This window comes from Clostridium pasteurianum (assembly GCF_001705235.1).
Taxonomy (GTDB): Bacteria; Bacillota; Clostridia; order Clostridiales; family Clostridiaceae; genus Clostridium_S; species Clostridium_S pasteurianum_A.
Genome location: NZ_MCGV01000001.1, coordinates 1,968,799 through 1,992,420, shown reverse-complemented (window position 1 = coordinate 1,992,420; position 23,622 = coordinate 1,968,799). Strand labels below are relative to the sequence as shown.

General features: G+C 30.6%; 22 protein-coding genes. 21 read left to right on the top strand and 1 reads right to left on the bottom strand.

The window, feature by feature from the left end:
* Positions 1–2: 2 nt before the first annotated feature.
* The 8 genes from BEE63_RS08670 (at position 3) to BEE63_RS08635 (ending at position 8,255) form a co-directional block, all read left to right on the top strand.
* Positions 3–1,112 carry a sensor histidine kinase gene (locus tag BEE63_RS08670; protein ID WP_066021010.1) on the top strand — a complete coding sequence of 370 codons (1,110 nt, stop codon included), beginning with the start codon at positions 3–5 and terminating at the stop codon, positions 1,110–1,112.
* A complete protein-coding gene (locus tag BEE63_RS08665; RefSeq protein ID WP_066021009.1) occupies positions 1,093–1,719 on the top strand; it encodes a response regulator transcription factor in 627 nt (208 codons plus the stop codon). Before BEE63_RS08670 ends, BEE63_RS08665 begins: the two co-directional genes overlap by 20 nt.
* Before the next feature lie 252 nt (positions 1,720–1,971).
* A complete protein-coding gene (locus BEE63_RS08660; protein ID WP_066021008.1) occupies positions 1,972–2,904 on the top strand; it encodes an ABC transporter ATP-binding protein in 933 nt (310 codons plus the stop codon).
* Positions 2,905–2,916: 12 nt separating this feature from the next.
* On the top strand, positions 2,917–4,053 hold the full coding sequence (locus BEE63_RS08655) for an ABC transporter permease (RefSeq protein WP_066021007.1): 1,137 nt from the start codon (positions 2,917–2,919) through the stop codon (positions 4,051–4,053).
* Positions 4,050–5,159: an ABC transporter permease gene (locus tag BEE63_RS08650; RefSeq protein ID WP_066021006.1), complete on the top strand. Its 1,110-nt coding sequence runs from the start codon at positions 4,050–4,052 to the stop codon at positions 5,157–5,159. Before BEE63_RS08655 ends, BEE63_RS08650 begins: the two co-directional genes overlap by 4 nt.
* A gap of 801 nt (positions 5,160–5,960) precedes the next feature.
* The gene (locus BEE63_RS08645) at positions 5,961–7,118 is read left to right on the top strand and encodes an ABC transporter permease (RefSeq protein WP_066021005.1); all 1,158 of its coding nucleotides are present in this window, start codon (positions 5,961–5,963) and stop codon (positions 7,116–7,118) included.
* Positions 7,111–7,782 carry an ABC transporter ATP-binding protein gene (locus BEE63_RS08640; RefSeq protein WP_066021004.1) on the top strand — a complete coding sequence of 224 codons (672 nt, stop codon included), beginning with the start codon at positions 7,111–7,113 and terminating at the stop codon, positions 7,780–7,782. The genes BEE63_RS08645 and BEE63_RS08640 overlap by 8 nt, the downstream gene beginning before the upstream one ends.
* A 110-nt stretch (positions 7,783–7,892) precedes the next feature.
* Positions 7,893–8,255: a sulfite exporter TauE/SafE family protein gene (locus tag BEE63_RS08635; RefSeq protein ID WP_066021003.1), complete on the top strand. Its 363-nt coding sequence runs from the start codon at positions 7,893–7,895 to the stop codon at positions 8,253–8,255.
* 87 nt (positions 8,256–8,342) lie between these two features.
* On the opposite strand, the gene BEE63_RS08630 is transcribed toward BEE63_RS08635, so the two are convergent.
* Positions 8,343–9,296: a substrate-binding domain-containing protein gene (locus tag BEE63_RS08630; protein ID WP_066021002.1), complete on the bottom strand. Its 954-nt coding sequence runs from the start codon at positions 9,294–9,296 to the stop codon at positions 8,343–8,345.
* A 551-nt stretch (positions 9,297–9,847) separates the two neighbouring features.
* Between BEE63_RS08630 and nifH the strand changes: the two genes are divergently transcribed.
* From nifH to BEE63_RS08565, 13 genes are all read left to right on the top strand, one after another.
* Positions 9,848–10,666, top strand: coding sequence for a nitrogenase iron protein (gene nifH / locus BEE63_RS08625; protein WP_066021001.1), 819 nt, complete (start codon positions 9,848–9,850; stop codon positions 10,664–10,666).
* A 135-nt stretch (positions 10,667–10,801) separates the two neighbouring features.
* Positions 10,802–11,128, top strand: a complete 327-nt coding sequence (locus BEE63_RS08620; RefSeq protein WP_066021000.1) for a P-II family nitrogen regulator — start codon at positions 10,802–10,804, stop codon at positions 11,126–11,128.
* A 12-nt stretch (positions 11,129–11,140) separates the two neighbouring features.
* The gene (locus BEE63_RS08615) at positions 11,141–11,518 is read left to right on the top strand and encodes a P-II family nitrogen regulator (protein WP_066020999.1); all 378 of its coding nucleotides are present in this window, start codon (positions 11,141–11,143) and stop codon (positions 11,516–11,518) included.
* 20 nt (positions 11,519–11,538) lie between these two features.
* Entirely contained in the window at positions 11,539–13,134 is a 1,596-nt protein-coding gene (nifD, locus tag BEE63_RS08610) for a nitrogenase molybdenum-iron protein alpha chain (protein ID WP_066020998.1), read from the top strand.
* Complete coding sequence (gene nifK, locus BEE63_RS08605) at positions 13,134–14,498, top strand: nitrogenase molybdenum-iron protein subunit beta (protein WP_066020997.1); 1,365 nt, start codon at positions 13,134–13,136, stop codon at positions 14,496–14,498. The genes nifD and nifK overlap by 1 nt, the downstream gene beginning before the upstream one ends.
* A 188-nt stretch (positions 14,499–14,686) precedes the next feature.
* A complete protein-coding gene (gene nifE, locus BEE63_RS08600; RefSeq protein WP_066020996.1) occupies positions 14,687–16,066 on the top strand; it encodes a nitrogenase iron-molybdenum cofactor biosynthesis protein NifE in 1,380 nt (459 codons plus the stop codon).
* Positions 16,067–16,080: 14 nt separating this feature from the next.
* Entirely contained in the window at positions 16,081–18,744 is a 2,664-nt protein-coding gene (nifB, locus tag BEE63_RS08595) for a nitrogenase cofactor biosynthesis protein NifB (protein ID WP_066020995.1), read from the top strand.
* Positions 18,737–19,579 carry a molybdate ABC transporter substrate-binding protein gene (gene modA, locus BEE63_RS08590; protein ID WP_066020994.1) on the top strand — a complete coding sequence of 281 codons (843 nt, stop codon included), beginning with the start codon at positions 18,737–18,739 and terminating at the stop codon, positions 19,577–19,579. Before nifB ends, modA begins: the two co-directional genes overlap by 8 nt.
* A gap of 26 nt (positions 19,580–19,605) precedes the next feature.
* Positions 19,606–20,463, top strand: a complete 858-nt coding sequence (locus BEE63_RS08585; RefSeq protein ID WP_081312501.1) for an ABC transporter permease — start codon at positions 19,606–19,608, stop codon at positions 20,461–20,463.
* Positions 20,464–20,532: 69 nt separating this feature from the next.
* Complete coding sequence (locus BEE63_RS08580; protein ID WP_066020993.1) at positions 20,533–21,057, top strand: flavoprotein; 525 nt, start codon at positions 20,533–20,535, stop codon at positions 21,055–21,057.
* A gap of 56 nt (positions 21,058–21,113) precedes the next feature.
* Positions 21,114–22,151 carry a homocitrate synthase/isopropylmalate synthase family protein gene (locus tag BEE63_RS08575; protein WP_066020992.1) on the top strand — a complete coding sequence of 346 codons (1,038 nt, stop codon included), beginning with the start codon at positions 21,114–21,116 and terminating at the stop codon, positions 22,149–22,151.
* A 25-nt stretch (positions 22,152–22,176) separates the two neighbouring features.
* Positions 22,177–22,986 carry a homocitrate synthase gene (locus tag BEE63_RS08570; RefSeq protein ID WP_066020991.1) on the top strand — a complete coding sequence of 270 codons (810 nt, stop codon included), beginning with the start codon at positions 22,177–22,179 and terminating at the stop codon, positions 22,984–22,986.
* A gap of 60 nt (positions 22,987–23,046) precedes the next feature.
* Positions 23,047–23,544, top strand: coding sequence for a TspO/MBR family protein (locus BEE63_RS08565; protein ID WP_066020990.1), 498 nt, complete (start codon positions 23,047–23,049; stop codon positions 23,542–23,544).
* The last annotated feature ends 78 nt before the right edge of the window (positions 23,545–23,622 follow it).

The following is a 23,622-nucleotide window of genomic DNA, read 5'->3' as shown; positions in this document are numbered from 1 at the left end:
ATATGGAAAATAAATTTTTAATAATTCTAAAATTAATATTTTTCTTTTATATTGTGATAGAATTTGGCTTGAATAATGTACAAGGATATGTGGTTGTTGCGTTATTTTTAATTAATCTAATTGTATTTACTTTGAGAGAAAGATTTTATCGTTTTAAGTATATGGATATTATTGAGTTAATAACTGTTTCGGTAGCCAGCTTTTTTTATTCTGATTTTATATTTTTATTTCCGGCAGTTATACTTGATTTTGTTTATGATGAATTTTATTTGGGATTAGTTCTTGTACTTATAGCTGTTTTTTATTTCTTGAGTCATACTGTTAATTTAGTATTTATGATATTTTGTTTGATTTATGCTATGATTGCATATTATTTAATGCTTATGAGAAAGCGTGAAGATGTTTATAAAAGTACATTTGACGATGAAAGAAGACTTATATATGAACTTGAAGCAGCGAAAACAAAACTCATGCAATCTTCAATTGAAATAGCTCATATGACAGAAATAAAGGAGAGAAACAGAATTGCAAGAAGCCTTCATGATAATGTAGGACACAGTATTGCTGGAACTTATATGCAGCTTCAGGTTGCTCTAAAGTTATATGGAAAGAATGATGAGAAAGCAAAAAAGATTTTAGCTGAAAGTACAGAGAGAATTTCTGAGACTTTGACACTTATGAGAAATACAGTACATAATATAGTACCAAAAGAAGAGGTTGGAATTGAATACATAAAGAAAATAATTGATAATTTTAAATTTTGCAAAGTGAAGTTTGAATGTAATGGTGATGAAAGTTTAATATCTCCGGTTAATATGCAAGTAATGGCACTTAATATTAAGGAAGCACTTACTAATGCTTTTAAGTATTCCGGCGCTGATGAAATGAAAATAATTATAGACATAAATGAAAAGTATATTAGGCTTTATATAAAAGATAATGGTATGGGATGTAATAAAATTAAAGATGGACTAGGCATAAGCGGTATGAGAGATAGAGTAAAAAGTGTTGGTGGAACTATATCTACAAATGGTGATAATGGATTTTTAATAGTTTGTATAATTCCGAGAAATACCGATGGGGGGAAGATATTTGAAGGTACTAATAGTTGATGATGATGGATTAATACGAGAAAGCTTAAGCATATTGTTAGACTTAGAGGAAGAAATAGAGATTGTAGGTACATGTTCAAATGGAAAGGAAGCCTTTGATTTTTGTCAAAAGGAGCAGCCAGATATTGTACTTATGGATGTTAGAATGCCAGTTATGGATGGAGTTCTTGGAACAAAGATGATAAAAGGAAGTTTTAAGGATATAAAAGTTGTAATATTAACAACTTTTAAGGACGATGAATATATAAAAGAGGCCATTAAAAATGGGGCAGAGGGCTATATTTTAAAGAACCAATCCTCAGATAGCATAATTGATAGTTTAAAAACAGTTGTAAAGGGCAATATGGTATTTGAGAAAAATGTAGCTCAAACTATATCCAATTTTATCAAGAATGGAGAAAATAAAAGTGATTTAGAAAAGTACAATCTAACGGATAGAGAAAGAGATATATTGAAACTTATAGGTGACGGACTTTCTAATAAAGAAATAGCCGGAAAACTATATTTAAGTGAAGGAACTGTTAGAAATTATATTACAAATTTACTTGAAAAGCTTGAACTTAGGGATAGGACTCAACTGGCTATATTTTATTTGAAAAATAGCTAAGATCATAGATAAAGAATTTAAGAAAAAAGCAATACATCAAAATATTGCTTTTTTTGTGCTATAAAAAATAAATTAATTGCACTATGTTTGTAATTGCAAAAGTTACTATCTGTACATATTTTATGACAAATGTCATCTATGATTGTGATGAAGCTCACTATTTTATCTTGACAATATTTAATATTATAAAAGCATAGGAATTATTAAAAGGTTTCTGCATTTTTTATAAAATTTTTGTTGGAGGAAATAAGTATGATATTAGAGATTAAAAATCTTAAAAAGAAATATAAGGATTTTACAGCAGTAGATAATTTAAATCTTAAAATTGAAGACGGTGAAATTTACGGACTTTTAGGGCCTAATGGAGCAGGGAAATCTACAACTATAAATGCAATAACAGGACTTACTAAAATTGATAGCGGTGAAATTAAAATATTTGGCAAGAGCTTTAATGGAAATGATACTGAAATAAAAAGAAATATAGGGGTTGTCCCTCAAGACATAGCAGTTTTTAATGATTTATCAGCTTACGAAAATGTAGTGTTTTTTGGAAAAATTAATGGACTTAGAGGTAATCTTCTAAAAGATAGAGCTAAGGAAGCACTTGACTTTACAGGATTATGGGACAGAAGAAAGGATAAACCTAAGCAGTATTCAGGTGGTATGCAGAGAAGACTTAATATTGCATGCGCTATAGTTCATAGACCTAAGCTAATTATAATGGACGAACCTACAGTAGGAATTGATCCACAGTCTAGAAATCATATTTTGGAATCTGTTAAAAAGTTAAATGAACTTGGTTCTACAATAATATATACCTCGCACTACATGGAGGAAATAGAAGCTTTATGCAGCAAAATTACAATTATAGATAATGGAAGAGAAATAGCTACGGGAACAAATGATGAGTTAAAAGAAATGATTTCTAATGAGGAAAAAGTAGAAATTGAATTATCAAAAGTCTCAAAGGAGCTAATTTCAGCTTTAGAAGAAGTTAAAGATGTAAAAAAATGCAATCAAAATGGCAATTTACTGGAGATTATATCTCAAAAGAACAGCGAAAATATAAGCAGCATTACAGCAAAGATAGCTGAATTTAAAAGCAAAATTGTTTCGATTAATGTTGAGAAACCTACTCTTGAAGGTGTATTCCTTACACTTACAGGCAAAAAGCTTAGAGATTAGGGGGGAGTACTTATGAATATATTTTATATCGCATTTAACACTATTAAAATAAATTTATCTGATAAAAAAGTTCTTATTATGATGCTTTTAATGCCCATAGTTACAATATTAATTCTTGGGAATGCATTAAAAAGTGTAGACTCGTTTTCGGTAAAGGATATAGGTAAAACTAAAGTATATTATTATAATGCTGATAGTGGCAAGATATCTAAGAGTTTTGATGATTTCCTCAAAAATAAGAGTATTAAGGAAATATTAGATGTTAAAAAAGTAAGTTCTTATAACAAAGGCAAAAGTTTAGTTGATAAGGGAGAGGGAAATGCTCTTTTATATATAGACAAAGATTATTCTAATAATGTTGAAAAAGATAAAAAAAGCAAAATTCAAATATATGAGAGTCAGAGTAGTAAGGTTAGAAATGAAATTGTAAAAAGTCTTGTAGATAGCTTTAATGATGGTGCAAACACGGTTATGGTTTCATCAAAAATAGCTAGGATGAGAACAAATTATATTGAAAAAGATAATGTAAATGAAAAATATATTAGCGTACAGGGAAAATCTCCAAGGGCTATAGATTATTACTCTATAACAATGCTTGTGATGATATTACTTTATGGCGCTAATTACGGAAGTTCAGAACTTCAAAACATGTTTTTTGATAAAGTCGGAAGGAGAATAAAAACCTCAGCGGTTAAGACGTATGAACATTTAGCTGGCGTTGTACTGGGGGTTATATTTACACTTATACTTCAGTCAGTAGTTCTTATACTTTTTACAAAATATGTGTATGGAGCGAACTGGGGCGGTCATCCATTTATAGTTTTGGGTGTAATTTCAAGTTTTGCGGTATTAGCTGCATCTATGGGAATTTTCTTTATGACTTTAACAGGTGATGATAAGAAAGCATCAATGCTTATAAGTATAGTTGCACCGGTATTTACCTTTGTATCAGGTGGATATTTTAAATTTCCATTTGCTGATAGTAATTTAGTAAAGTATGTTCCAAATAGTCTTGCACAATCAGGATTATTTAATATGATTTATAAGGGTACTACTGTGACGGCAGAGAATTCAATAGCAATCTTGTTTGTAATGGCAATAGTAGTTTTAGCAGTTTCGTCTATTTTGGGAAGGAGAAAAATGGCATGACTATATTTTTTAATAATCTGAAAAGGATATTTAGAAGAAAAGCAAACATAGTAATTATGTTTATATTTCCTATAGTTTTTATTTCTGCTATAGCAGCATTTTCTAATGCTGGATCTGGACTTTCAATAGGAATAATAGATAATGATCATACTAAGCTTACATCTATTTTGAAAACAAAGCTTAAGGATAAGGGAACTATAGAGGTCATTACTAAAAATGATATAAATAATTATATAGTAGATAAAAAAATTGATACAGCAGTTGTCATACCTAAAGGATTTACTGAGAGTATTATAGATAGCTCTAAAACTACCAATATTGAGATATACGGTATAAAGGGTGTTTCAAATGATTCTTCAATAAAATATTATATAAATAGTTTTACAAATGCGGCTCAAAATATAGGAGCAGCAGCTAAGGGTGATAAAACTAAATTTTATAATGGAATTAAAGATTATGAAAAAGGAAATTTTTCGTCAATAGTAAAAAGTGCAAGTAGTGAAAAAAGTAAAGAACAAACTTCATCTACTGCAATTGGATTTCTCATTGCCAGCATTATATATTTAAGTACTATGATAACTACTCTTATTCTTGAAGATAAAAAGGATGGAGTATATAACAGAATGTTTGCAAGTGGTGTTAGCAGAAATAGTTACATTATTCAATGTGTATTAAGTTTTGTAACAGCAAATATAGTACAAATATTAGGTGTGTTCTTAGTTATTAAGTACATGTTAAAAGTAGATTTAGGTCCATCTCCAGCATCGTTATTTGTAGTACTTGTAGTATTTGGACTTGCATGTACAGCACTTGGAATATTAATTTCTAACAGAAGCAAAGATTTAAAACAGGCTAACTCTATGACAGTCCTTGTAAGCACACCTGTTGCTATGCTTGGAGGATGTTATTGGCCTAAAGAGGTTATGGGAAAAACTCTCCAGCAGATAGGGAACTTTGTACCTTCAAGTTGGGCTATGGATGCCACTAGTAAGCTTATAAGTGGAAATTCCTTTGCGAGTATTTATAAAGAAATAGGTGTAATGTTTATATTTGTTGTAGTGTTCTTTGTATTAGCAGTAGTAAAAAAAGTAGACGTTGCGAAGTAACAATATTTTGAAACATTAAATAAAATTAATAAATCTAAGGGTGATATTTTAAAAATCCTAAGAAATTTCAATAACTCACTAGCGTTCAAACAAATTGAAATTTCTAAGTCTTTTTAAAATATCACCCTTAGATTTATACAATTTTATTTAAACAGTTTTCAAAATACTGTTACTTCGCATAAGGGTAAAGGCAAGGAAGATTTTCTTCCGTTTGCATTGCGGAAAATCTGGAATAAAAGATTATATAAAGTAATGCTTAATATATGAAAATCCTAAGAAATTTCAATAACTCACTAGCGTTCAAACAAATTGAAATTTCTAAGTCTTTTTAAAATATCACCCTAAGATTTATACAATTTTATTTAAACAGTTTTCAAAATACTGTTACTTCGCATAAGGGTAAAGGCAAGGAAGATTTTCTTCCGTTTGCATTGCGGAAAATCTGGAATAAAAGATTATATAAAGTAATGCTTAATATATGAAAATCCTAAGAAATTTCAATAATTCACTAGCGTTCAAACAAATTGAAATTTCTAAGTCTTTTTAAAATATCACCCTAAGATTTATACAGTTTTATTTAAACAGTTTCCAAAATACTGTTACTTCGCATAGAGGTAAAGGCAAGGAAGATTTTCTTCCACTGGCACTGCGGAAAATCTATATTTAATTTATTAATTATAATTTAACATGAAAAACTATATATTTATATTGCAATTAAAGTTAAAATATAATAAAATTAAATAAATTATATTAAATAATAATAAATATTAATTACGAATTAGTACATAAAGGAGGGATAAAATGCTGGAATTCAAAATAGCTTCGAGATTTTTAAAATCAAGTAAAGGCCAAACTATACTTATTATATTGGGAATTGCCGTAGGTGTGTCTGTTCAGGTTTTTATAGGAACGCTCATTCAGGGGCTTCAAAAAAGTCTTGTAAATAAAACTGTTGGAAATTCATCTCAAATAACTATAACATCAACAAACAGTGATGGTACTATTGATGATTGGAGAGAAAAGGTTGATAAAATTAAAACTTTAAATACAAGCATAAAAGATATTTCTCCAAGTGTGGATTTTTCGGCTTCCATAGATAAGGATGGGAAAATGTACCCAATTTCAGTGAGGGGATTTGAAGTATCTAATGCTGAAAAAATATACAATATAAAAGGCAGTATTGTATCTGGAAGTGAACCCAAAAACGAAGATGAGGTAATGATAGGAACTGATTTAAAGAATGATATTTCTGCAAAGGTAGGGGATAACATTACAATATTTACACCAGATGGTTCTAAAAAAGAAGTTAAGATTTCAGGTATATATGATCTTAAATCATCAAATATAAATGATAGATGGGTAATAACGACAATGACTTCTGCACAGGATATTGGGGGTCTTGAAGATAAAGCAACTACTATAGAGATTCAGGTTAACGATGTATTTGACGCTGATTCCATTATGAATAATATTAAAAACGTAATACCGACAAATGAAATAAAAATTTCTAACTGGAAAGCTTCAAATTCTTCACTTTTAAGTGCACTTAATGGGCAAAATGCTTCCAGTATAATGATACAAATTTTTGTACTTATTTCTGTAATTTTAGGAATAACAAGTGTACTTGCTATAACTGTTATTCAAAAGTCAAAGCAAATAGGAATATTAAAGGCTATGGGTATAAGAGATAAAGTTTCAAGTAGAATATTTTTGTATGAAGGGCTTATTTTGGGGATCTTCGGAGCAGCTCTTGGAGTTACACTAGGGATATTATGGACGTATTGTTTTACAAAATTTGTGCTAAATCCAGATGGCACGCCTGTTGTACCTTTATATATAGATTACAAGTTTATAATATTTTCAGTAGCTATAGCGATATTTTCAGCTTGTATAGCTTCTATAATTCCAGCTAGAAAATCTTTGAAATTAGATCCTATTGAGGTGATAAAAAATGGATAACATAATAGAACTTAAAGATGTAACAAAAAGTTACGGTAAATTGGTAAAAACAGAAATACTTCACAATATAAATTTAAATATTGAAAGACATTCATTTAATTCTATAATAGGTGCATCTGGAAGTGGAAAAAGCACTATATTAAATATTATGGGAACTTTGGACAGACCAACTAATGGACAAGTTCATATAAATGGCAAATGCACTAATAGTATGAAGAAAGATGAACTTGCAGAGCTTAGGAATAAAACTATCGGGTTCATATTTCAGTTCCATTATCTTTTACCTGAGTTTACGGTGCTTGAAAATATTCTTATGCCATATCTTATTTCAAATTCAAAACCTGATGAAAAAATACTAAAAAGCGCGGAAGAACTTTTATACATGGTTGGTATAGATAAGGTTAAGAATAATATGGCAACTAATTTGTCTGGTGGACAGCAGCAGAGGGCGGCTATAGCAAGGGCATTAATAAATAATCCAGATATTATATTGGCAGATGAACCAACTGGAAATTTAGATTCAAAGTCCACGGAAAGCGTTTATGAACTTTTAAGGGAGATTAATAGAAAATTTAAAACGACTTTTGTAATTATAACGCATGATAGTAGGATAGCTAAAAGAACGAATAGGATTATAGAAATAAATGATGGTAGAATATGCTAAGAAAATAGTTTAAAAATATAAAACGTAATGAGATTTATATTAAAGTATATAAAAAATGCATATTTAGGGTATAATTACTGTATATTTATTAAATCAAAGGGGGCTAAATAATGATTGATTTTATAATTTATGCGGTAGTTGGCATTTTAGCAGGAATTTTAAGTGGATTATTTGGTATAGGTGGTGGAATAATAATAGTTCCTGGGTTAATTTTTTTAAAGGGATTTTCTCAAATAAAGGCTCAAGGGACATCACTTGTAGCAATGCTTCCACCAGTTGGCATTCTTGCATTTATGCAATATTATAAAAAGGGCAATGTAGATATAGTGGCAGGAATAATCATATGTATTGCTATGGTTATAGCAGCAAAATTTGGGGGACAGCTTGCTAATCAGCTGCCTGTAAGTACAATGAAAAAAGCTTTTGGTATATTTATAATTTTAGTTGGGATAAAAACTTTTTTTGGTAAATAGGTAAGAAAGTTATTTTAAATTGTAAAGTTTTATAAGGAATATAGATGTTTTGGGAACGCCATAAAAAGGCGTTCTTTTATTTTAATGCTATAATTCTGCTATTATGTTTCCCGTTTCACTTAAATCGTAACCACCTATGCCAGTTAATTCTGATTTAAAGGCATCAGATTTAATTATTTCTAGGAGTGCTCTAAAAGGCGGTTTTTCTATATCTTCTTTTCTGATAACCAAATCATATCTTTCTTTTTGAATTGGTATGAAGTCAATGTTTTTTACTTGAAGTCCTGTATTTTCATTTCCTATTCCAATATCAGCACCATTCCTTGAAATTATGCTGGCTATAGCCAAATGTGAAAGGCTTTCTCTTTCATAACCTTTTATTGAATTTTTATTTATACCAAGTAATCGTAAGTGTTCATCTAGAAGAATTCTTGTACCGCAACCTTTTTCTCTATTTACCATAGTTATGTCGTCACGCTTGAAATCTTCCCAGCCAGTGATTTTTTTTGGGTTTTCTTTTGCAACATAAAAGCCCATTATTCTATAGACTAAATTTATTGTTACAGTATGAATTCCTGGAATTAATCGTCTTATATATGGTATGTTATATTCTCCAGAGTCACCGTCCCACAAATGGGCAGTAGCAACTTGTACTTTGTTAAAATAAAGACCTAGTAAACCGGTATAGCTTCCAACATATGAGCGCAGAGCTGTTATTCCGTATGGATGAATTTGGAGGTAACGAGATAGTATATCTAAAAGTATATCTTGTCCACAAATTATAAATTCGTTTTTTGATGACTCATGTTGAAAGCCAAATAGACTATTATTTGAGGTGTTAAAGTAGTTATTACTGGTATCCTTTTTTGAATTAGTTCTAGATCTATACTTGTACAAATCAACGTCTCTTGAATCAATCCTTATTTTTTTACCAACTCTATAGCAATTTAAATCTCCACGTTTTATCAATTCGTAAACCGTGTTCTTTGAAATTCTAAGAATTTGTGCTACTTCTAGAGGAGTTAATATCTTATTCTCCAATTTAATCAACCTCTTTCTAAATTAACATATTATATATTAATATGGCAATATAAGTAATATTTTAATATAAATATAATAAAAATTCAATATGAAAATATTAAAATGATAATAGGGCGCAAGAGAGTAACAATTAAAAGTAAATTTATTTATATAATACAAAAAAATTAAAAAAATAAAAAATTGTATAGAATCATATGTAAGTAATTAAAACAATTCTAAAATAGGCTTTGCACTTAAAGAAAGGATAAAACGAATTAAAACTGAATAAAACACATTGATAATGTAAAATTATAACATTCTAAATAAGTGTTTAATTTAACAAAACTAATTATACTGTGCAAAATGATAGAGACTACTGAATTACACATTTAATAAAATACAACAAAATGAAATAATAAATTGTTAAATAAAAGGTAAAAATATTAACATTTAGTTAACAAAAACGTTGACTTTCAATATGTTTGTGATATAGTTGTACTTAAATATACCAATAAATTATGTTATTGGGATATATTGAACTTAATTACAGTTAATATAAAGGAGGAATATGAATGAGACAAGTAGCTATTTATGGTAAAGGTGGAATAGGTAAATCTACTACTACTCAAAATCTTACAGCAGGACTCTCAGAAATGGGCAAAAAAGTAATGGTAGTAGGTTGCGATCCTAAAGCTGATTCAACAAGACTTCTTTTAGGAGGTTTAGCACAGAAGACAGTTTTAGATACTTTAAGGGAAGAAGGAGAGGATGTTGATTTAAGTACAATAATGAAAACTGGGTTTGGAAACATTAAATGTGTCGAATCAGGAGGACCAGAACCTGGTGTCGGATGTGCAGGAAGAGGTATTATAACTTCTATAAATATGCTTGAACAGCTTGGAGCATATGACGATGATTTAGACTATGTATTTTATGATGTATTAGGTGATGTTGTTTGTGGAGGATTTGCAATGCCTATTCGTGAGGGTAAAGCAAAGGAAATATATATTGTTGCTAGTGGAGAAATGATGGCAATGTATGCAGCAAATAATATATCAAAAGGTATAAGCAAATTTGCAAACACAGGTGGAGTAAGACTAGGTGGAATTATATGTAATAGCAGAAAGGTAGAAAATGAAAAGGAATTGCTTGAGGCTTTTGCGAAAGAACTTGGAACACAACTTATTTATTTTGTTCCACGAAGTCATGAGGTGCAAAAAGCAGAAATAAATAAGCAAACAGTTATACAGTTTAATCCTAAAGATAAACAGGCTGATGAATATAGAGCATTAGCAAAGGCTATAGATGGAAATGACATGTTTGTAATTCCAAAACCAATGGCTCAAGATAAACTTGAAGGTATACTAATGGAACATGGATTATTGGACTAATAAAAGTATAAAAGATATCTTAGATTAAAAAATGTATCTCTTATGTTTTGATGGGACAAAAGAGGTACATCTAACGGTTAATTTAAAAATTATTAAGTTACCATATTATAACATAGGATAGGAGTTGATTCAATAGTGGTAATGATAAAGGCTGTTATAAGACCAGAAAAGACAAATGCTGTTTTATCAGAATTAGCTGATGCTGGATTTCCTGCTGTTACTAAATTTAGTGTGGTTGGAAGAGGAAAGCAAAGGGGAGTAAAGGTAGGAGATATTTACTATGATGAAATACCTAAGGAAATGTTATTAATTGTTGTAAATGACGATGATAAGGATGATATTGTAAATATAATTTCTAAAAATGCTAAGACAGGTAAAAAGGGAGCTTTCGGAGACGGAAAAATATTTATAGTCCCAGTAGAGAAAGCTTATACTATAAGTTCTGGAAACAATGGATTATAGGAGGCCTTAGCTATGAAAGAAATAATGGCTGTTATTAGAATGAATATGGTTGGCAAAACTAAGGAAGCACTTCTTAAAACAGGTAATCCAGCAGTTACTTGCTTAAAGGTTCTTGGACGTGGAAAGCAGAAGGTTAATTTTTCTATGATAGAAGATTATGTACCTGAGCTAGCAAATGAAAAAATAAGTGAAGAAATATCAGAAATTCATAGATTAGTATCTAAAAGGTTACTCATTATTTTAGTGAAAGATGAAGATGTTAAAAATATTATAAATATTATTATTGAAACAAATAAAACTGGAAGTCCAGGAGATGGAAAGATATTTGTTACAAATGTGGCTGATACTATAAAAATAAGGACAGGAGAAACGGGTGAACAAGCTATTTAATTTTATGAAAGGATGGTTTTATGAAAAAATTACCTGAACAGATTTTTGAAAAATATCCTGCGAAAACATTTAAAAATAGAAAGCAGCATATTGTAGTGAAAACAAAAGATAATAAAAAACCAGTAATACAGGCAAATGTAAGAACAATACCAGGAATAATAACTAATAGAGGCTGCTGTTATGCAGGTTGTAAAGGTGTTGTAATGGGACCTATAAAAGATATGATACACATAACTCATGGACCTATAGGCTGTTCTTATTATACATGGGGTGTTAGAAGAAATAAGGCGAGAGCAGAAAATGGTGGACAAAATTTTATAGAATATGTTTTTTCCACTGATATGCAGGAAAGAGATATAGTTTTTGGTGGTGCAAACAAATTAAGAAAAGCTATAGACGAAGCAGTAGAAATATTCCATCCAAAAGCCATAGGAGTTTATGCTACATGCCCTGTTGGCTTAATAGGTGATGATATAAACGCAGTAGCAAAGGAAGCAAGTGAAAAATATGGTATACAGGTACTTGCTTTTAACTGTGAAGGATACAAGGGAGTAAGCCAATCAGCAGGACACCATATAGCAAATAATAATATACTTGATACAGTTATTGGTACAGGAGATTGGGAGCATAAAAAATACTCAGTCAATATACTAGGTGAGTACAACATAGGCGGAGATGCGTGGGAAATTGAAAGAATATTAAAAAAAATTGGCTATAATGTTGTCGCAAGGCTCAGTGGAGACGGTTCATATGAGAGAGTAAAAAATGCTGATACAGCAGATTTGAATTTAGTACAGTGCCACAGATCAATAAACTATATTGCTGATATGATGAAGACAAAGTATGGAATACCATGGATAAAAGCAAATTTCATAGGGGTGAGTTCTACAGTAGAAACCCTTAGGTATATGGCAAAAGTTTTTGATGATCCATATATATACAAAAGGACAGAGGAAGTAATAGCTGAAGAACTTTCTGATATCGAAGGTGAAATAAATTATTATAAGGAAAAATTACAAGGTAAAACTGCATGTTTGTTTGTTGGGGGTTCGAGAGCACATCATTATCAGATATTACTTAAGGATTTAGGTGTAAAAACTGTGCTTGCGGGGTATGAATTTGGACATAGAGATGATTACGAGGGAAGAGAAGTCATACCTACTATAAAGCCTGATGCAGATAGTAGAAATATACCCGAACTTCATGTTGAAAAGGATGAAAAGAAATATCGTATCATAATTCCTGAAGATAGATATGAAGTATTAAAACAGCAAATTCCTTTAGAGTATTACGGTGGAATGTTTAAAGATATGCAGGAGGGGGCAGTAGCAGTAGATGATTTAAACCATCACGAGACGGAAGCATTTATAAAGTTATTAAAACCTGATATGTTTTTCTCCGGCATAAAGGATAAATATGTAGTACAGAAGATGGGAATACTTTCAAGGCAGCTTCATTCCTATGATTATACTGGACCTTATGCTGGTTTTAGAGGTGCTGTAATATTTGCAAGGGAATTAACTGCGGGTGTATTTACACCATCTTGGAATTATGTAATACCACCATGGAAAAAAGAACCCATGCTTGAAGGAAAAGTAGTAGGAGGTGAAGAGTAATGTTAGATGCAACTCCTAAGGAGATAAAAGAGAGAAAAGCTTTGAGAATAAATCCAGCAAGAATGTGTCAACCAATTGGAGCTATGTATGCAGCACTTGGCATACATAATTGTTTACCTCATAGTCATGGATCACAAGGCTGCTGTTCATATCACAGAATGCAATTAACGAGGCACTTTAAAGATCCAATAATGGCTTCAACTAGCTCTTTTAATGAAGCATCCAGTGTTTTTGGTGGCAGAGCTAACTTTGATACTGCTATGAAAAATATATTTTCCATATATAATCCTGATATAGTAGCGGTTCATACAACTTGTCTTTCAGAAACACTTGGTGATGATTTAGTAAATTATATTGCAGATGCAGATATACCTGAAGGTAAAATAGTAATTCATGCTAATACTCCAAGTTATGTTGGCTCACATATAACTGGTTTTTCTAGTATGGTTAAAGCTATGGTAACATACCTTTCACAGAATACAAATAAGAAGAATGGAAAAATAAATATTATGCCTGGTTTTGTTGGACCAGCCGATATGCGAGAAATTAAAAGAATATTTAATGTAATGAAAATTCCTTTTATAATGATGCCGGATACAAGTGGGGTAGTAGATACACCTATGACAGGAGAATATAAAATGTTCCCTAAGGGCGGGACAACTATTGATGAATTAAAAGATGCGGGTAATTCAGATTATACACTAGCATTAGGAAGTTTTGCGTCTGAAGATCCTGCGATTGCAATGGAAAAGAAATGCAAAGTACCTTTTAGTGTTTTAAGTACTCCTATAGGCATAGATGCTACTGATAGATTTATAATGGAGATTTCAAAAATAACAGGAAAAGAAGTTCCATATGAAATAGAGGAAGAAAGAGGCCAACTTGTTGATTTAATGCTTGATAGCTATCAATATTTTCATGGCAAGAAAGTTGCAATTTCAGGTGATCCAGATACTGTAATAGCATTAACGGAATTTGTTATTGCACTTGGAATGAATCCTAAGTATGTTATAACGGGTACTCCAGGAGAGCAATTTGAAAAGACTATAAATGCCATGCTAGAGAAAAATGGCATCGAAGGATCAAAAGTAAAAAGTTTCTCTGATCTATTTGAATTGCAGCAGTGGATAAAAAATGAATCGGTGGATTTGCTTATTGGAAATACACATTTAAAACATATATCAAGAGCTGAGAATATTCCACTTGTTAGATTTGGGTTCCCAATAATGGATAGGTACGGATATTACTATGTATCTAAGGTTGGATATAAAGGAGCAATAAATTTAATGATAAAAATGTGCGATGCCATACTTGATAGAATGGATAAGGATTGCGCTGATGAGGATTATGAATTAGTAAGATAAAAACAAGACACCCCTTAATAATTTTAGTTTATATAAAGGAAGGAGAAGGCTGTATTAATAAATTAATTTAAATTTTTTAACACGAGATATGAAATACTATTAGAAAATTGAGTTTATTTAATGCAGCAGTCCCTTCTAGTAATTATTATAAGAAATATTTTTGGTATTAAATTTGGAGGTGAATATTCATGGAAAATAAGACAGAATCCCTAGATAATATTAATTTAGAAGGCAATTTAGATGCTCAGGAAATAATAGAAGAGAGAAAGGGTTTTGTTTGCTATAATTCCCAAAACAAAGCTATTAAACTTCGCTGTGATGAAAATAGTGTTTCGGGAGCTGTAAGTCAGAGAGCTTGTGTTTATTGTGGAGCACGTGTTGTGTTAAACCCTATAACAGATGCATTTCATCTTATTCACGGTCCAATAGGATGTGCAAGCTATACGTGGGATTTGCGTGGGAGCTTGTCAAGTGGTTCGGAGATTTTTAGAAATAGTTTTTCTACCGATTTAAGTGAAACAGATGTTATATTTGGAGGAGAAAAAAAGTTAAGGGCAGCTATTGATGAGATTGTAAAAAGATTTAGTCCCAAAGTTATTTTTGTTTACGCAACCTGCATAGTTGGTGTAATTGGTGATGATATAGATGCAGTATGTAAGGATGCTGAAAAAAAGTATTCAGTAAGAGTTATACCAGTAAAATCTCCAGGATTTTCTGGAAATAAGGCAATGGGATATAGAGCGGCGTGTAATGCTATTCTAAAGCTTATGGGAAATAAAAAAGTAAGTAAAAAAGTTAATGGAATTAACTATTTAGGAGACTTTAATTTAGCAGGTGAAGTTTGGGTTGTTACAAATTACTTGAAAAAAATAGGAATTAATGTTGTCTCTAAGTTAACTGGTGATGGTAAATGTGAAGAAATTATGAGGGCACCGGGAGCCAATCTTAATATTGTACAATGTGCAGGTTCAATGGAATATTTAGCTAGAAAAATGGAAGAGATTTATGGAATCCCGTACATAAGAATTAGCTTTTTGGGGATACAGGATACGGAAAATTCTATTTTGCAAATAGCTCATATATTAGGAGATAAGAATGTTATTGAAAAAGCCGAAAAGCTCATTAAAGCTGAAAAGAATAAAGTTAAAGATAAAATTGATTATTATAGAAATAGACTTAAGGGTAAAAAAGCTGCGATATATGTTGGAGGAGGTTATAAAGCTATATCACTTATAAAGCAATTCAAAAATTTGGGTATTGAAACTGTTATGGTTGGAACTCAAACAGGTAAACCAAGAGATTATGAAATAATTAGAGAGATAACTGAACCAGGGACTGTAATACTTGATGATGCTAATCCTTCAGAACTTGAAAAGTTCATGCTTGAAAAAGGTGCTGATGTATTAGTAGGTGGAGTTAAAGAAAGACCTCTTGCGTATAAACTTGGTGTTGCATTTTGTGACCATAACCATGAGAGAAAACATATACTTTCTGGTTTTGAAGGTGCTGTAAATTTTGCAGAAGAACTAGACTTAACCGTAAATAGTCCAGTTTGGAAATATGTATAGGGGGAGATGGTGTTATGTCAAATAAAAGTTTAGTTAATGTGGATATAAATCCGTGCAAAATGTGTATGCCAATGGGTGGAGTCATGGCTTTTAAGGGAATTGAAAATAGTATGGTTATTTTACATGGTTCTCAAGGGTGTAGTACTTATATAAGAAGGCATATGGCTACTCATTATAATGAGCCTGTTGATATAGCTTCCTCTGCACTTACAGAAAAGGGAACAGTATATGGTGGAGCTGAGAATTTAAAAAAGGGATTAAAAAATATGATTAAACTTTATAATCCATCTACTATAGGAGTTATGACTACATGTCTTGCTGAAACTATAGGTGAAGATACAAATAGAATAGTTGAAGAATTTTATGAAGAAGAAAAAGAAAATGCAAAAAACTTAAAAATAATAACAGTTCCTACTCCAGGATACGGAGGAACACAGGCTGAAGGATATTATATTACATTAAGAAGAATAGTAGAACAAGTCTGTGAAAGAGTGGAGAGGAATAATTATATAAATATCATATGTGCAAACTTAAATCCAGGTGATATCCGAAATATAAAGAATATTTTGAATTGTTATAATATGCCTTATGTGCTTTTACCAGATGTATCGAATACGTTAGATTCCCCGCATAATGAAAAATACAGAAAGATTCCTGCTGGTGGAACCAAAATAGAAGATATAAAGAAAATGTCTGGTGCGGTAGCTACTATTGAAATGGGTGTAACTATAGATGAAGATAGATCACCAGGAGTATTTTTAGAAAAAAAATTTGGTGTACCTCTTTATAAATGCGGAATACCTATAGGAATTAGAAATACAACTGAATTTATTTCTATGTTATCTAGGCTTAGTTGCAAGAAAATACCGCAGGAACTTTTAACTCAAAGAGGCAGATATCTTGATGGAATGATAGATGATCATAAATATGCGGGTAAAGCAAAAGTAATAATATATGGGGAACCTGAACTTGCTCTTGCACTGGCAAAGTTATGTTTGGAAAACGGTGTACTTATAAAACTTATAGCTCTTGGTACTAAGAATAAAGTTGTAGAAGATGAGCTTGAGGATGAAATAAAAACTCAAAGAGAAGATGCAATTATTTTAGATGATACGGATTTTGAAACCATAGAAAAGTATGCTAAAAAGCTTAATATAAATTTGTTTATAGGAAATTCGGATGGGAGAAGAATGGCAAAAAGATTAGGAATAGAAATAATTAGAGTTGGATTCCCTATCCATGATAGAGTCGGGGCACAGAGACAGATAATAACGGGATATAATGGTTCAGCATTTTTAATAGATAGTATATCAAATGCTATGCTTAAAATAACAGAAAGTAACTTTAGGAAAGATGCTTATGATAAGTATTATTTAGGAAATGATGAAGAAATTAAGGATAAAGATGGTATAGAGAACATGAGTGAAGAAAAGACCCGTACTCATCCTTGTTTTGGTGATAATGCGTATAAATTTGCAAGAATGCATATACCGATTGCACCTAAATGTAATATTAGTTGCAATTATTGCAGCAGAAGATATGACTGCGTAAATGAGAGCAGACCAGGAGTTACGAGTGAAGTATTATCACCTTATGAGGCTCTTGAAAAATTTAAAATAGTAAAAAGCAAGCTGCCTAATTTGACAGTTGTGGGTGTGGCAGGTCCAGGAGATGCTTTAGCTAATTTTGAAGCTGTTAAAAAAACCTTTCAATTAATAAGAAGAGAGGATGCTCAGATAACATTTTGCCTTTCAACTAATGGACTTATGCTTCCTTTTTATGCTAATGAAATTATAGCTTTAGGGGTGTCACATGTTACCATTACGGTTAATGCTGTAGACAAAGAAATAGGAGCCAAGATATATGGAGAAGTAAACTATCTTGGAAATAAATATTATGGAGTAAAAGGAGCAGAAATATTGCTTAATAATCAACTTACAGGCATAAGGTATTTATGTTCTAAGGGTATCGTATGTAAAGTCAATATAGTTATGCTTAAGGGTATTAATGATAAGCACATAAAAGATGTTGTTAAGAAAGTTAAAGAGTGCGGAGTCTATATGACTAATATAATGCAGATGATTCCTGTTAAGGGGAGTAAATTTGAAAAGCTTCAAACAGTTACTAATAAAGAACTTAATAAGATGAGAAAAGAGTGCGAGACTGACATAAAACAAATGTATCACTGTAGGCAATGTAGAGCAGATGCAATAGGTACATTAGCTGAGGATTGTTCTATTAATTTTAGAAATATATCATGTGGTGGCTGTAGTAGAATTTGTAATAGTTTAGATGAAAATAAAACTAAAGAAGTATATAAATTTGCCATTTCAACGAGGACTGGTATTAATGTAGATCAACACTTTGGTCATGCTACTGAATTTTATATTTATACGTACAATCAAGGAAAAGTAGAATTCTTAGAAAAGCGAAATATTGAAAAGTATTGTGGTGGAACGGATAAATGTGATGAGGCTGAGGAAAGGATAGCTAAAATATTAAATGCTGTTTCGGATTGTAAAGCGGTACTTGCTTTAAGGGCAGGAATCGGGCCTAAGAAAAGGCTAAAGGAAAATGGAATAGAAATCTTTGAGATGTATGAAACAATAAATGACGGAGTGAGAATAGCGGCAGAAAAGATATTAGAATACGAGAAAAGAGGTGTTCTAAATGAATAATTCACATAACAAGGATAAGAACTTTTTATGTTATGTGCTTAGTATATTTATGGCCGTATTTTTATTAGTAGGATGTACAAAGGTAGATGAAAGTTCCAAAAGTTTAGTTGAGAAAAAAAGCAACAAGTCTCAAAAAATAATAGTACTTGCAGCAGCTAGTCTTACAGAATCTTTTAATGATATAGGTAAAAATCTTAAGAAGGACAAAAATATAGAGGCTTCTTTTAATTTTGCAGGAAGTCAACAGCTTGTATCATTAATAGAACAGGATGTTAATGCAGATGTCTTCGTTTCGGCAGATAACAAAAATATGAATAAAGTAATTGATGAGAAAAAGGTGAGTAAGTCTGTAATATTCACAAAAAATGAATTAGTTATTGGTAAATATAAAAAAAGTTCTGCAAGTGTAAACTCACTTAAGGACCTTGCTAAACCTGGAATTAAAATTATTGTTGGTGATAAATCAGTACCATGTGGAGCATATTTTTATAAGGCACTCCAAAAGGCACTACAGGATAAGACTATTGATAAAGCTGAGCACGATAAAATTTTGGCAAATATAAAAAGTAATGAGTTAAATGTAAAGGACATTGTAAGTAAAGTTAATCTTGGGGAAGCTGATGTTGGAATTGTCTATAAAACTGATATAAATAAGAAGAACAAAGATAAAATCCAGATAATAGAGGATAGGGAATTTTCAAAACTTAAAGTAGAGTATCCTATTGCGGTAATTAATGTTTCAAAGAATAAAAAAGCAGCTCAGGAGTTTATTAATTATGTAACTTCTACAAAGGGTAAAAGTATACTAAAAAGTTATGGATTTAGTGTGGAATAAAAATTGTTAGTAGGAGGAGAAGAGATATGGTTCAGACTAATGTGAAACTTAATAATAAGGAATATGAACATAAAAGGATAAAAAGTATTATTAATTATGATTTTGGTGAAAAGACATTAGCTCCTACTTTTATTATTTTAACCGTTATTTATTTTATGGTCTTGATAGCTCCCATAGCATTTCTTGTAAAGTATTCAGGAATTATAAATATAGTTAATACTATTTGTGACAGTGAAAATATAAAATGTATAGGACTAACGCTTTGGACGTCTTTAGTTTCGCTTGCACTTACATTTATATTTGGTACTGCAACTGCTTTTTATATAAGTGGTATATCTAATAAATTTATGGTTAAGCTTCTTGACATAATGGTTGAAATGCCAGTGGTACTCCCACCAGCAGTAGCTGGTATATCTCTTCTTTTAGTGCTTGGAAATAACAGTTTTATAGGAAAGCTTTTATCTTATTATAATATAAACATAGTCTTTACACCAATTGCGGTAGTAATTGCTCAATTTTTTGTATCTTCAGCTTTTTATGTGAAAGCTTTAAGAAATTCAATAAGGGATGTCCCAGATGAAATTTTTGAAGCATCATATGTCTTTGGAGCTGGAAAACTTCAAACTAATGTTATGGTTATAATACCAATGCTTAAAAGAACAATTATATCGGGGCTTATATTAGCATGGATAAGATCTATGGGTGAATTTGGAGCAACTTTAATGTTTGCTGGAAATATACTTGATAAAACAAGAACAATATCTCTTCAAATATATACATATATGCAATCAGATATTAAGGAAGCTACAGCTTTTGCTGCAATACTATATTTTTTATCCTTTTCAATGCTTTTAGCTATAAAAACAACTCAAAATGATGATTAATAATAAGTTTATAAAATAAGCAAATAAGAAAGTGTAAGTTAAATAAAGAATGGGGGAGGCTAATTTAGAATGTTATCAGGAAAAATAATAACTTTAGGAATTACGGCTTGCAGTACAGCAAATCAATCACTTATGTTAATTAGAAAATTAAAAAATGGGGGAGCGCAGGTACATGTAATTATGACAGCAAATGCAGTTAATTTTGTTACACCACTTATGGTACAAAGAGAAGCAGGTACACCTATTGAAATTGAACAATTCGAACTTCCAAAAGCATATGACATGAATCATAATGCATTATCAATTAAGTCGGATTTAATGCTTGTTGCACCAGTTTCAGCTGATACTATTGGAAAAGCAGCAAATGGAATAGCAGATAATTTACTCACTACTAAGTTATTATCGGCAAGAACACCTATCGTTTTTGCAACACATATTAATCCGGTAATGTACAATAAAGCAAGTGTACAGCGAAATATAAAATTACTTAAAGAAGACGGTGTGATTTTTGTTGAAAATAATGATAACCAGTATCCAAGTCTATTTCCAGGTGTAGAAAACATTATGGAAACAGCTGAGGAAGTAATGAAATAATATTGATATAAAAAGTAATATTAAGTATTGCGGCGAATACCAAGGGGGATGGTGTAATGTCAGTTATACTAAGTAGTAGAAGAAAATTTATAATAGACAAGACATTAATTAATGACAAAGAGTTGATCTGCAAAAATAGAAACCAAATTGATTGTTTTTTAACTTTACTCAATAAAATAGGTGCTGATTTGATTGAAATAGATAGAAATGTAGTTGAAAAAATTAATATAGAAGGAAATATTACGAATTTCGCTTATTTAGTAAAGGATGAACAAGATATGCCTGTTATAAACGACTATGATTTTAAATATCTTATTTTAGATATTAAAATTGCTAAAAATTTTGATAACAGTTCTATAAATAGTATGAATAGGTCAAAAATAATACTAGAAGTTGATGTCAAAGATTTGAATGCAATTTTTAGTGATATAAACTATGAAATTTTTAATAACTTTAATGTGTTTTCTATAAGGGTGAAAAATGTTAAGAAGTGTAATATTAATGGCTGGTGTAATATTATAAGAGAAATAAAAAATGAATTAGGTGTACTTGTTGATTTCTGCGCTGACGATGATTATTATATGGCAACAGCTATTGTAGTTGAAGCATGTAATGATGGAGCAGATTTCGTAACAACAGCTTTCAATGGAGAGGAGTATAACCTTGCTTCTCTTGAGGAGTTTATTTTAGCCTGCAAGATAATCAATAATGCCGAAGTGACAGGAAATTTAAAAATGCTTAAAGTGATTTCTGAAGTATATGAAAAATTATCAAATAGAAAAGTATCAGGTATGAAACCAGTTATCGGACAAGATATATTTAAATGTGAATCGGGGATTCATGTAGATGGTATAGAGAAAAAATCAATTACTTATGAACCATATGGACCTAATGAGGTTGGAATGGAGAGAGAACTTATTATAGGAAAACATTCTGGCAGTAAGGCAGTTGAAGTTAAGTTAAAACAGCTTAATATAAAGTCTGATAATCTAGATATTGATAAGTTTTTACTTAAGATAAGAGAAAAAAGCATTGAACTTCACAGAAATATTTTTGATGATGAATTAAAGGATATGTATGAAAGCTTTAAATGAATTTTATTGAAAGATGGTATGTATAATGAAAATTAATTTAGTTGATACAACCTTGAGGGATGGTGAACAAAAGGCAGGGATAGCTTTGAATGTACAGCAAAAAATAGAAATTGCAAAACTACTTGATTCTATGGGTGTTTTTCAAATTGAAGCTGGTGCAGCCATAATGGGTGGATATGAAAAAACAAGCATTAAAAAAATTGTAGAGCTGGGACTTAAAAGTAAAATATCATCTTGGAATAGAATGAATTTGAAGGATATAAAACAATCTATTGATTGTAACGTAGATATAATCCATATATCTGTTCCAGCTTCGGAGATACAGATTAAATATAACTTGAAAAAGAGCAAGAAATGGATAATGGACAATTTAAAAAGGTGTATATATTATGCTAAAAGCAGTGGATATGAAGTAACAGTAGGATTAGAAGATGCTTCTAGAGCCGATATAAAATTTTTAATTAAATTATGCAACATTGTATATAAGGAAGGGGTAAGAAGGGTTAGATATGCAGATACTGTTGGGATATTATACCCAAGAAAAGCGTATAAGAATATAAGCACGATAATTAAGGAAGTGCCTGTAGAAATAGAAATGCATGCACATAATGATTTTGGTATGGCTGAAGCAAATTCAATTGGTGCAGTAAAAGGTGGAGCTAAATACATTGATACTACAATTGGAGGAATAGGTGAAAGAGCGGGAAATTGCAATTATATTAAATTTTTAAAAGCATTTGAGATACTGTCAAAGCACCGTATGGTAGGAAATGAATTTTTTAAGTTAAAAAAGCAAGAGAAAAGTATAATAAATTTACTTAAAATAAGTATATAAAAAATAAAATTAAAGTAGAATAATTATGAAGTAAGTAAAAATCATATAAAAGGAGCGAATATGTGTAATATCTTTAAAGTAGATGGTAAAGTTTATTTGAAAAATCTTATATTCAACATTATTATAGCAGAAGGTGTAGGACTATTAAGCGGATTTTTAGGAATGTCAAATGCCAATTCTTATAGCAATTTAAATAAACCATCATTTTCTCCACCGGGGTTTATATTTCCTATAGTTTGGATTATTTTATATTTCTTAATGGGATTAGCAGCATACAGGATAAGTATTAAGGGAAAACAAGGTTACGATGTAAAAAAAGGATTAACTTTTTATGCAATTCAACTTTTTTTGAATTTTATGTGGACTATAATATTTTTTAGATTTAAACTTTATGGATTAGCTTTTGTTGAATTAATGGTTTTAATTATATTTATAGTGCTTACTACCTTTGAATTCTATAAATCAGATAAGATATCGTCTTACTTAATGATTCCATATTTATTATGGGTATCATTTGCAGGGATTTTAAATTATTCTATATGGGCTTTAAATAGTTAAAATAATAATATACGTTTTTAACAAAATGGTAGATCAAAAGGATTCTACCATTTATTTTTGTAATTAAATACTATATTA

What these genes read in the sequence shown, in the direction of transcription:
- BEE63_RS08670 (WP_066021010.1), top strand. Translation starts at nt 3, where the DNA reads ATGGAAAATAAATTTTTAATAATTCTAAAATTAATATTTTTCTTTTAT.
- BEE63_RS08660 (WP_066021008.1), top strand. Translation starts at nt 1,972, where the DNA reads ATGATATTAGAGATTAAAAATCTTAAAAAGAAATATAAGGATTTTACA.
- BEE63_RS08655 (WP_066021007.1), top strand. Translation starts at nt 2,917, where the DNA reads ATGAATATATTTTATATCGCATTTAACACTATTAAAATAAATTTATCT.
- BEE63_RS08650 (WP_066021006.1), top strand. Translation starts at nt 4,050, where the DNA reads ATGACTATATTTTTTAATAATCTGAAAAGGATATTTAGAAGAAAAGCA.
- BEE63_RS08645 (WP_066021005.1), top strand. Translation starts at nt 5,961, where the DNA reads ATGCTGGAATTCAAAATAGCTTCGAGATTTTTAAAATCAAGTAAAGGC.
- BEE63_RS08640 (WP_066021004.1), top strand. Translation starts at nt 7,111, where the DNA reads ATGGATAACATAATAGAACTTAAAGATGTAACAAAAAGTTACGGTAAA.
- BEE63_RS08635 (WP_066021003.1), top strand. Translation starts at nt 7,893, where the DNA reads ATGATTGATTTTATAATTTATGCGGTAGTTGGCATTTTAGCAGGAATT.
- nifH (WP_066021001.1), top strand. Translation starts at nt 9,848, where the DNA reads ATGAGACAAGTAGCTATTTATGGTAAAGGTGGAATAGGTAAATCTACT.
- BEE63_RS08615 (WP_066020999.1), top strand. Translation starts at nt 11,141, where the DNA reads ATGAAAGAAATAATGGCTGTTATTAGAATGAATATGGTTGGCAAAACT.
- nifD (WP_066020998.1), top strand. Translation starts at nt 11,539, where the DNA reads ATGAAAAAATTACCTGAACAGATTTTTGAAAAATATCCTGCGAAAACA.
- nifK (WP_066020997.1), top strand. Translation starts at nt 13,134, where the DNA reads ATGTTAGATGCAACTCCTAAGGAGATAAAAGAGAGAAAAGCTTTGAGA.
- nifE (WP_066020996.1), top strand. Translation starts at nt 14,687, where the DNA reads ATGGAAAATAAGACAGAATCCCTAGATAATATTAATTTAGAAGGCAAT.
- nifB (WP_066020995.1), top strand. Translation starts at nt 16,081, where the DNA reads ATGTCAAATAAAAGTTTAGTTAATGTGGATATAAATCCGTGCAAAATG.
- modA (WP_066020994.1), top strand. Translation starts at nt 18,737, where the DNA reads ATGAATAATTCACATAACAAGGATAAGAACTTTTTATGTTATGTGCTT.
- BEE63_RS08585 (WP_081312501.1), top strand. Translation starts at nt 19,606, where the DNA reads ATGGTTCAGACTAATGTGAAACTTAATAATAAGGAATATGAACATAAA.
- BEE63_RS08580 (WP_066020993.1), top strand. Translation starts at nt 20,533, where the DNA reads ATGTTATCAGGAAAAATAATAACTTTAGGAATTACGGCTTGCAGTACA.
- BEE63_RS08575 (WP_066020992.1), top strand. Translation starts at nt 21,114, where the DNA reads ATGTCAGTTATACTAAGTAGTAGAAGAAAATTTATAATAGACAAGACA.
- BEE63_RS08570 (WP_066020991.1), top strand. Translation starts at nt 22,177, where the DNA reads ATGAAAATTAATTTAGTTGATACAACCTTGAGGGATGGTGAACAAAAG.
- BEE63_RS08565 (WP_066020990.1), top strand. Translation starts at nt 23,047, where the DNA reads ATGTGTAATATCTTTAAAGTAGATGGTAAAGTTTATTTGAAAAATCTT.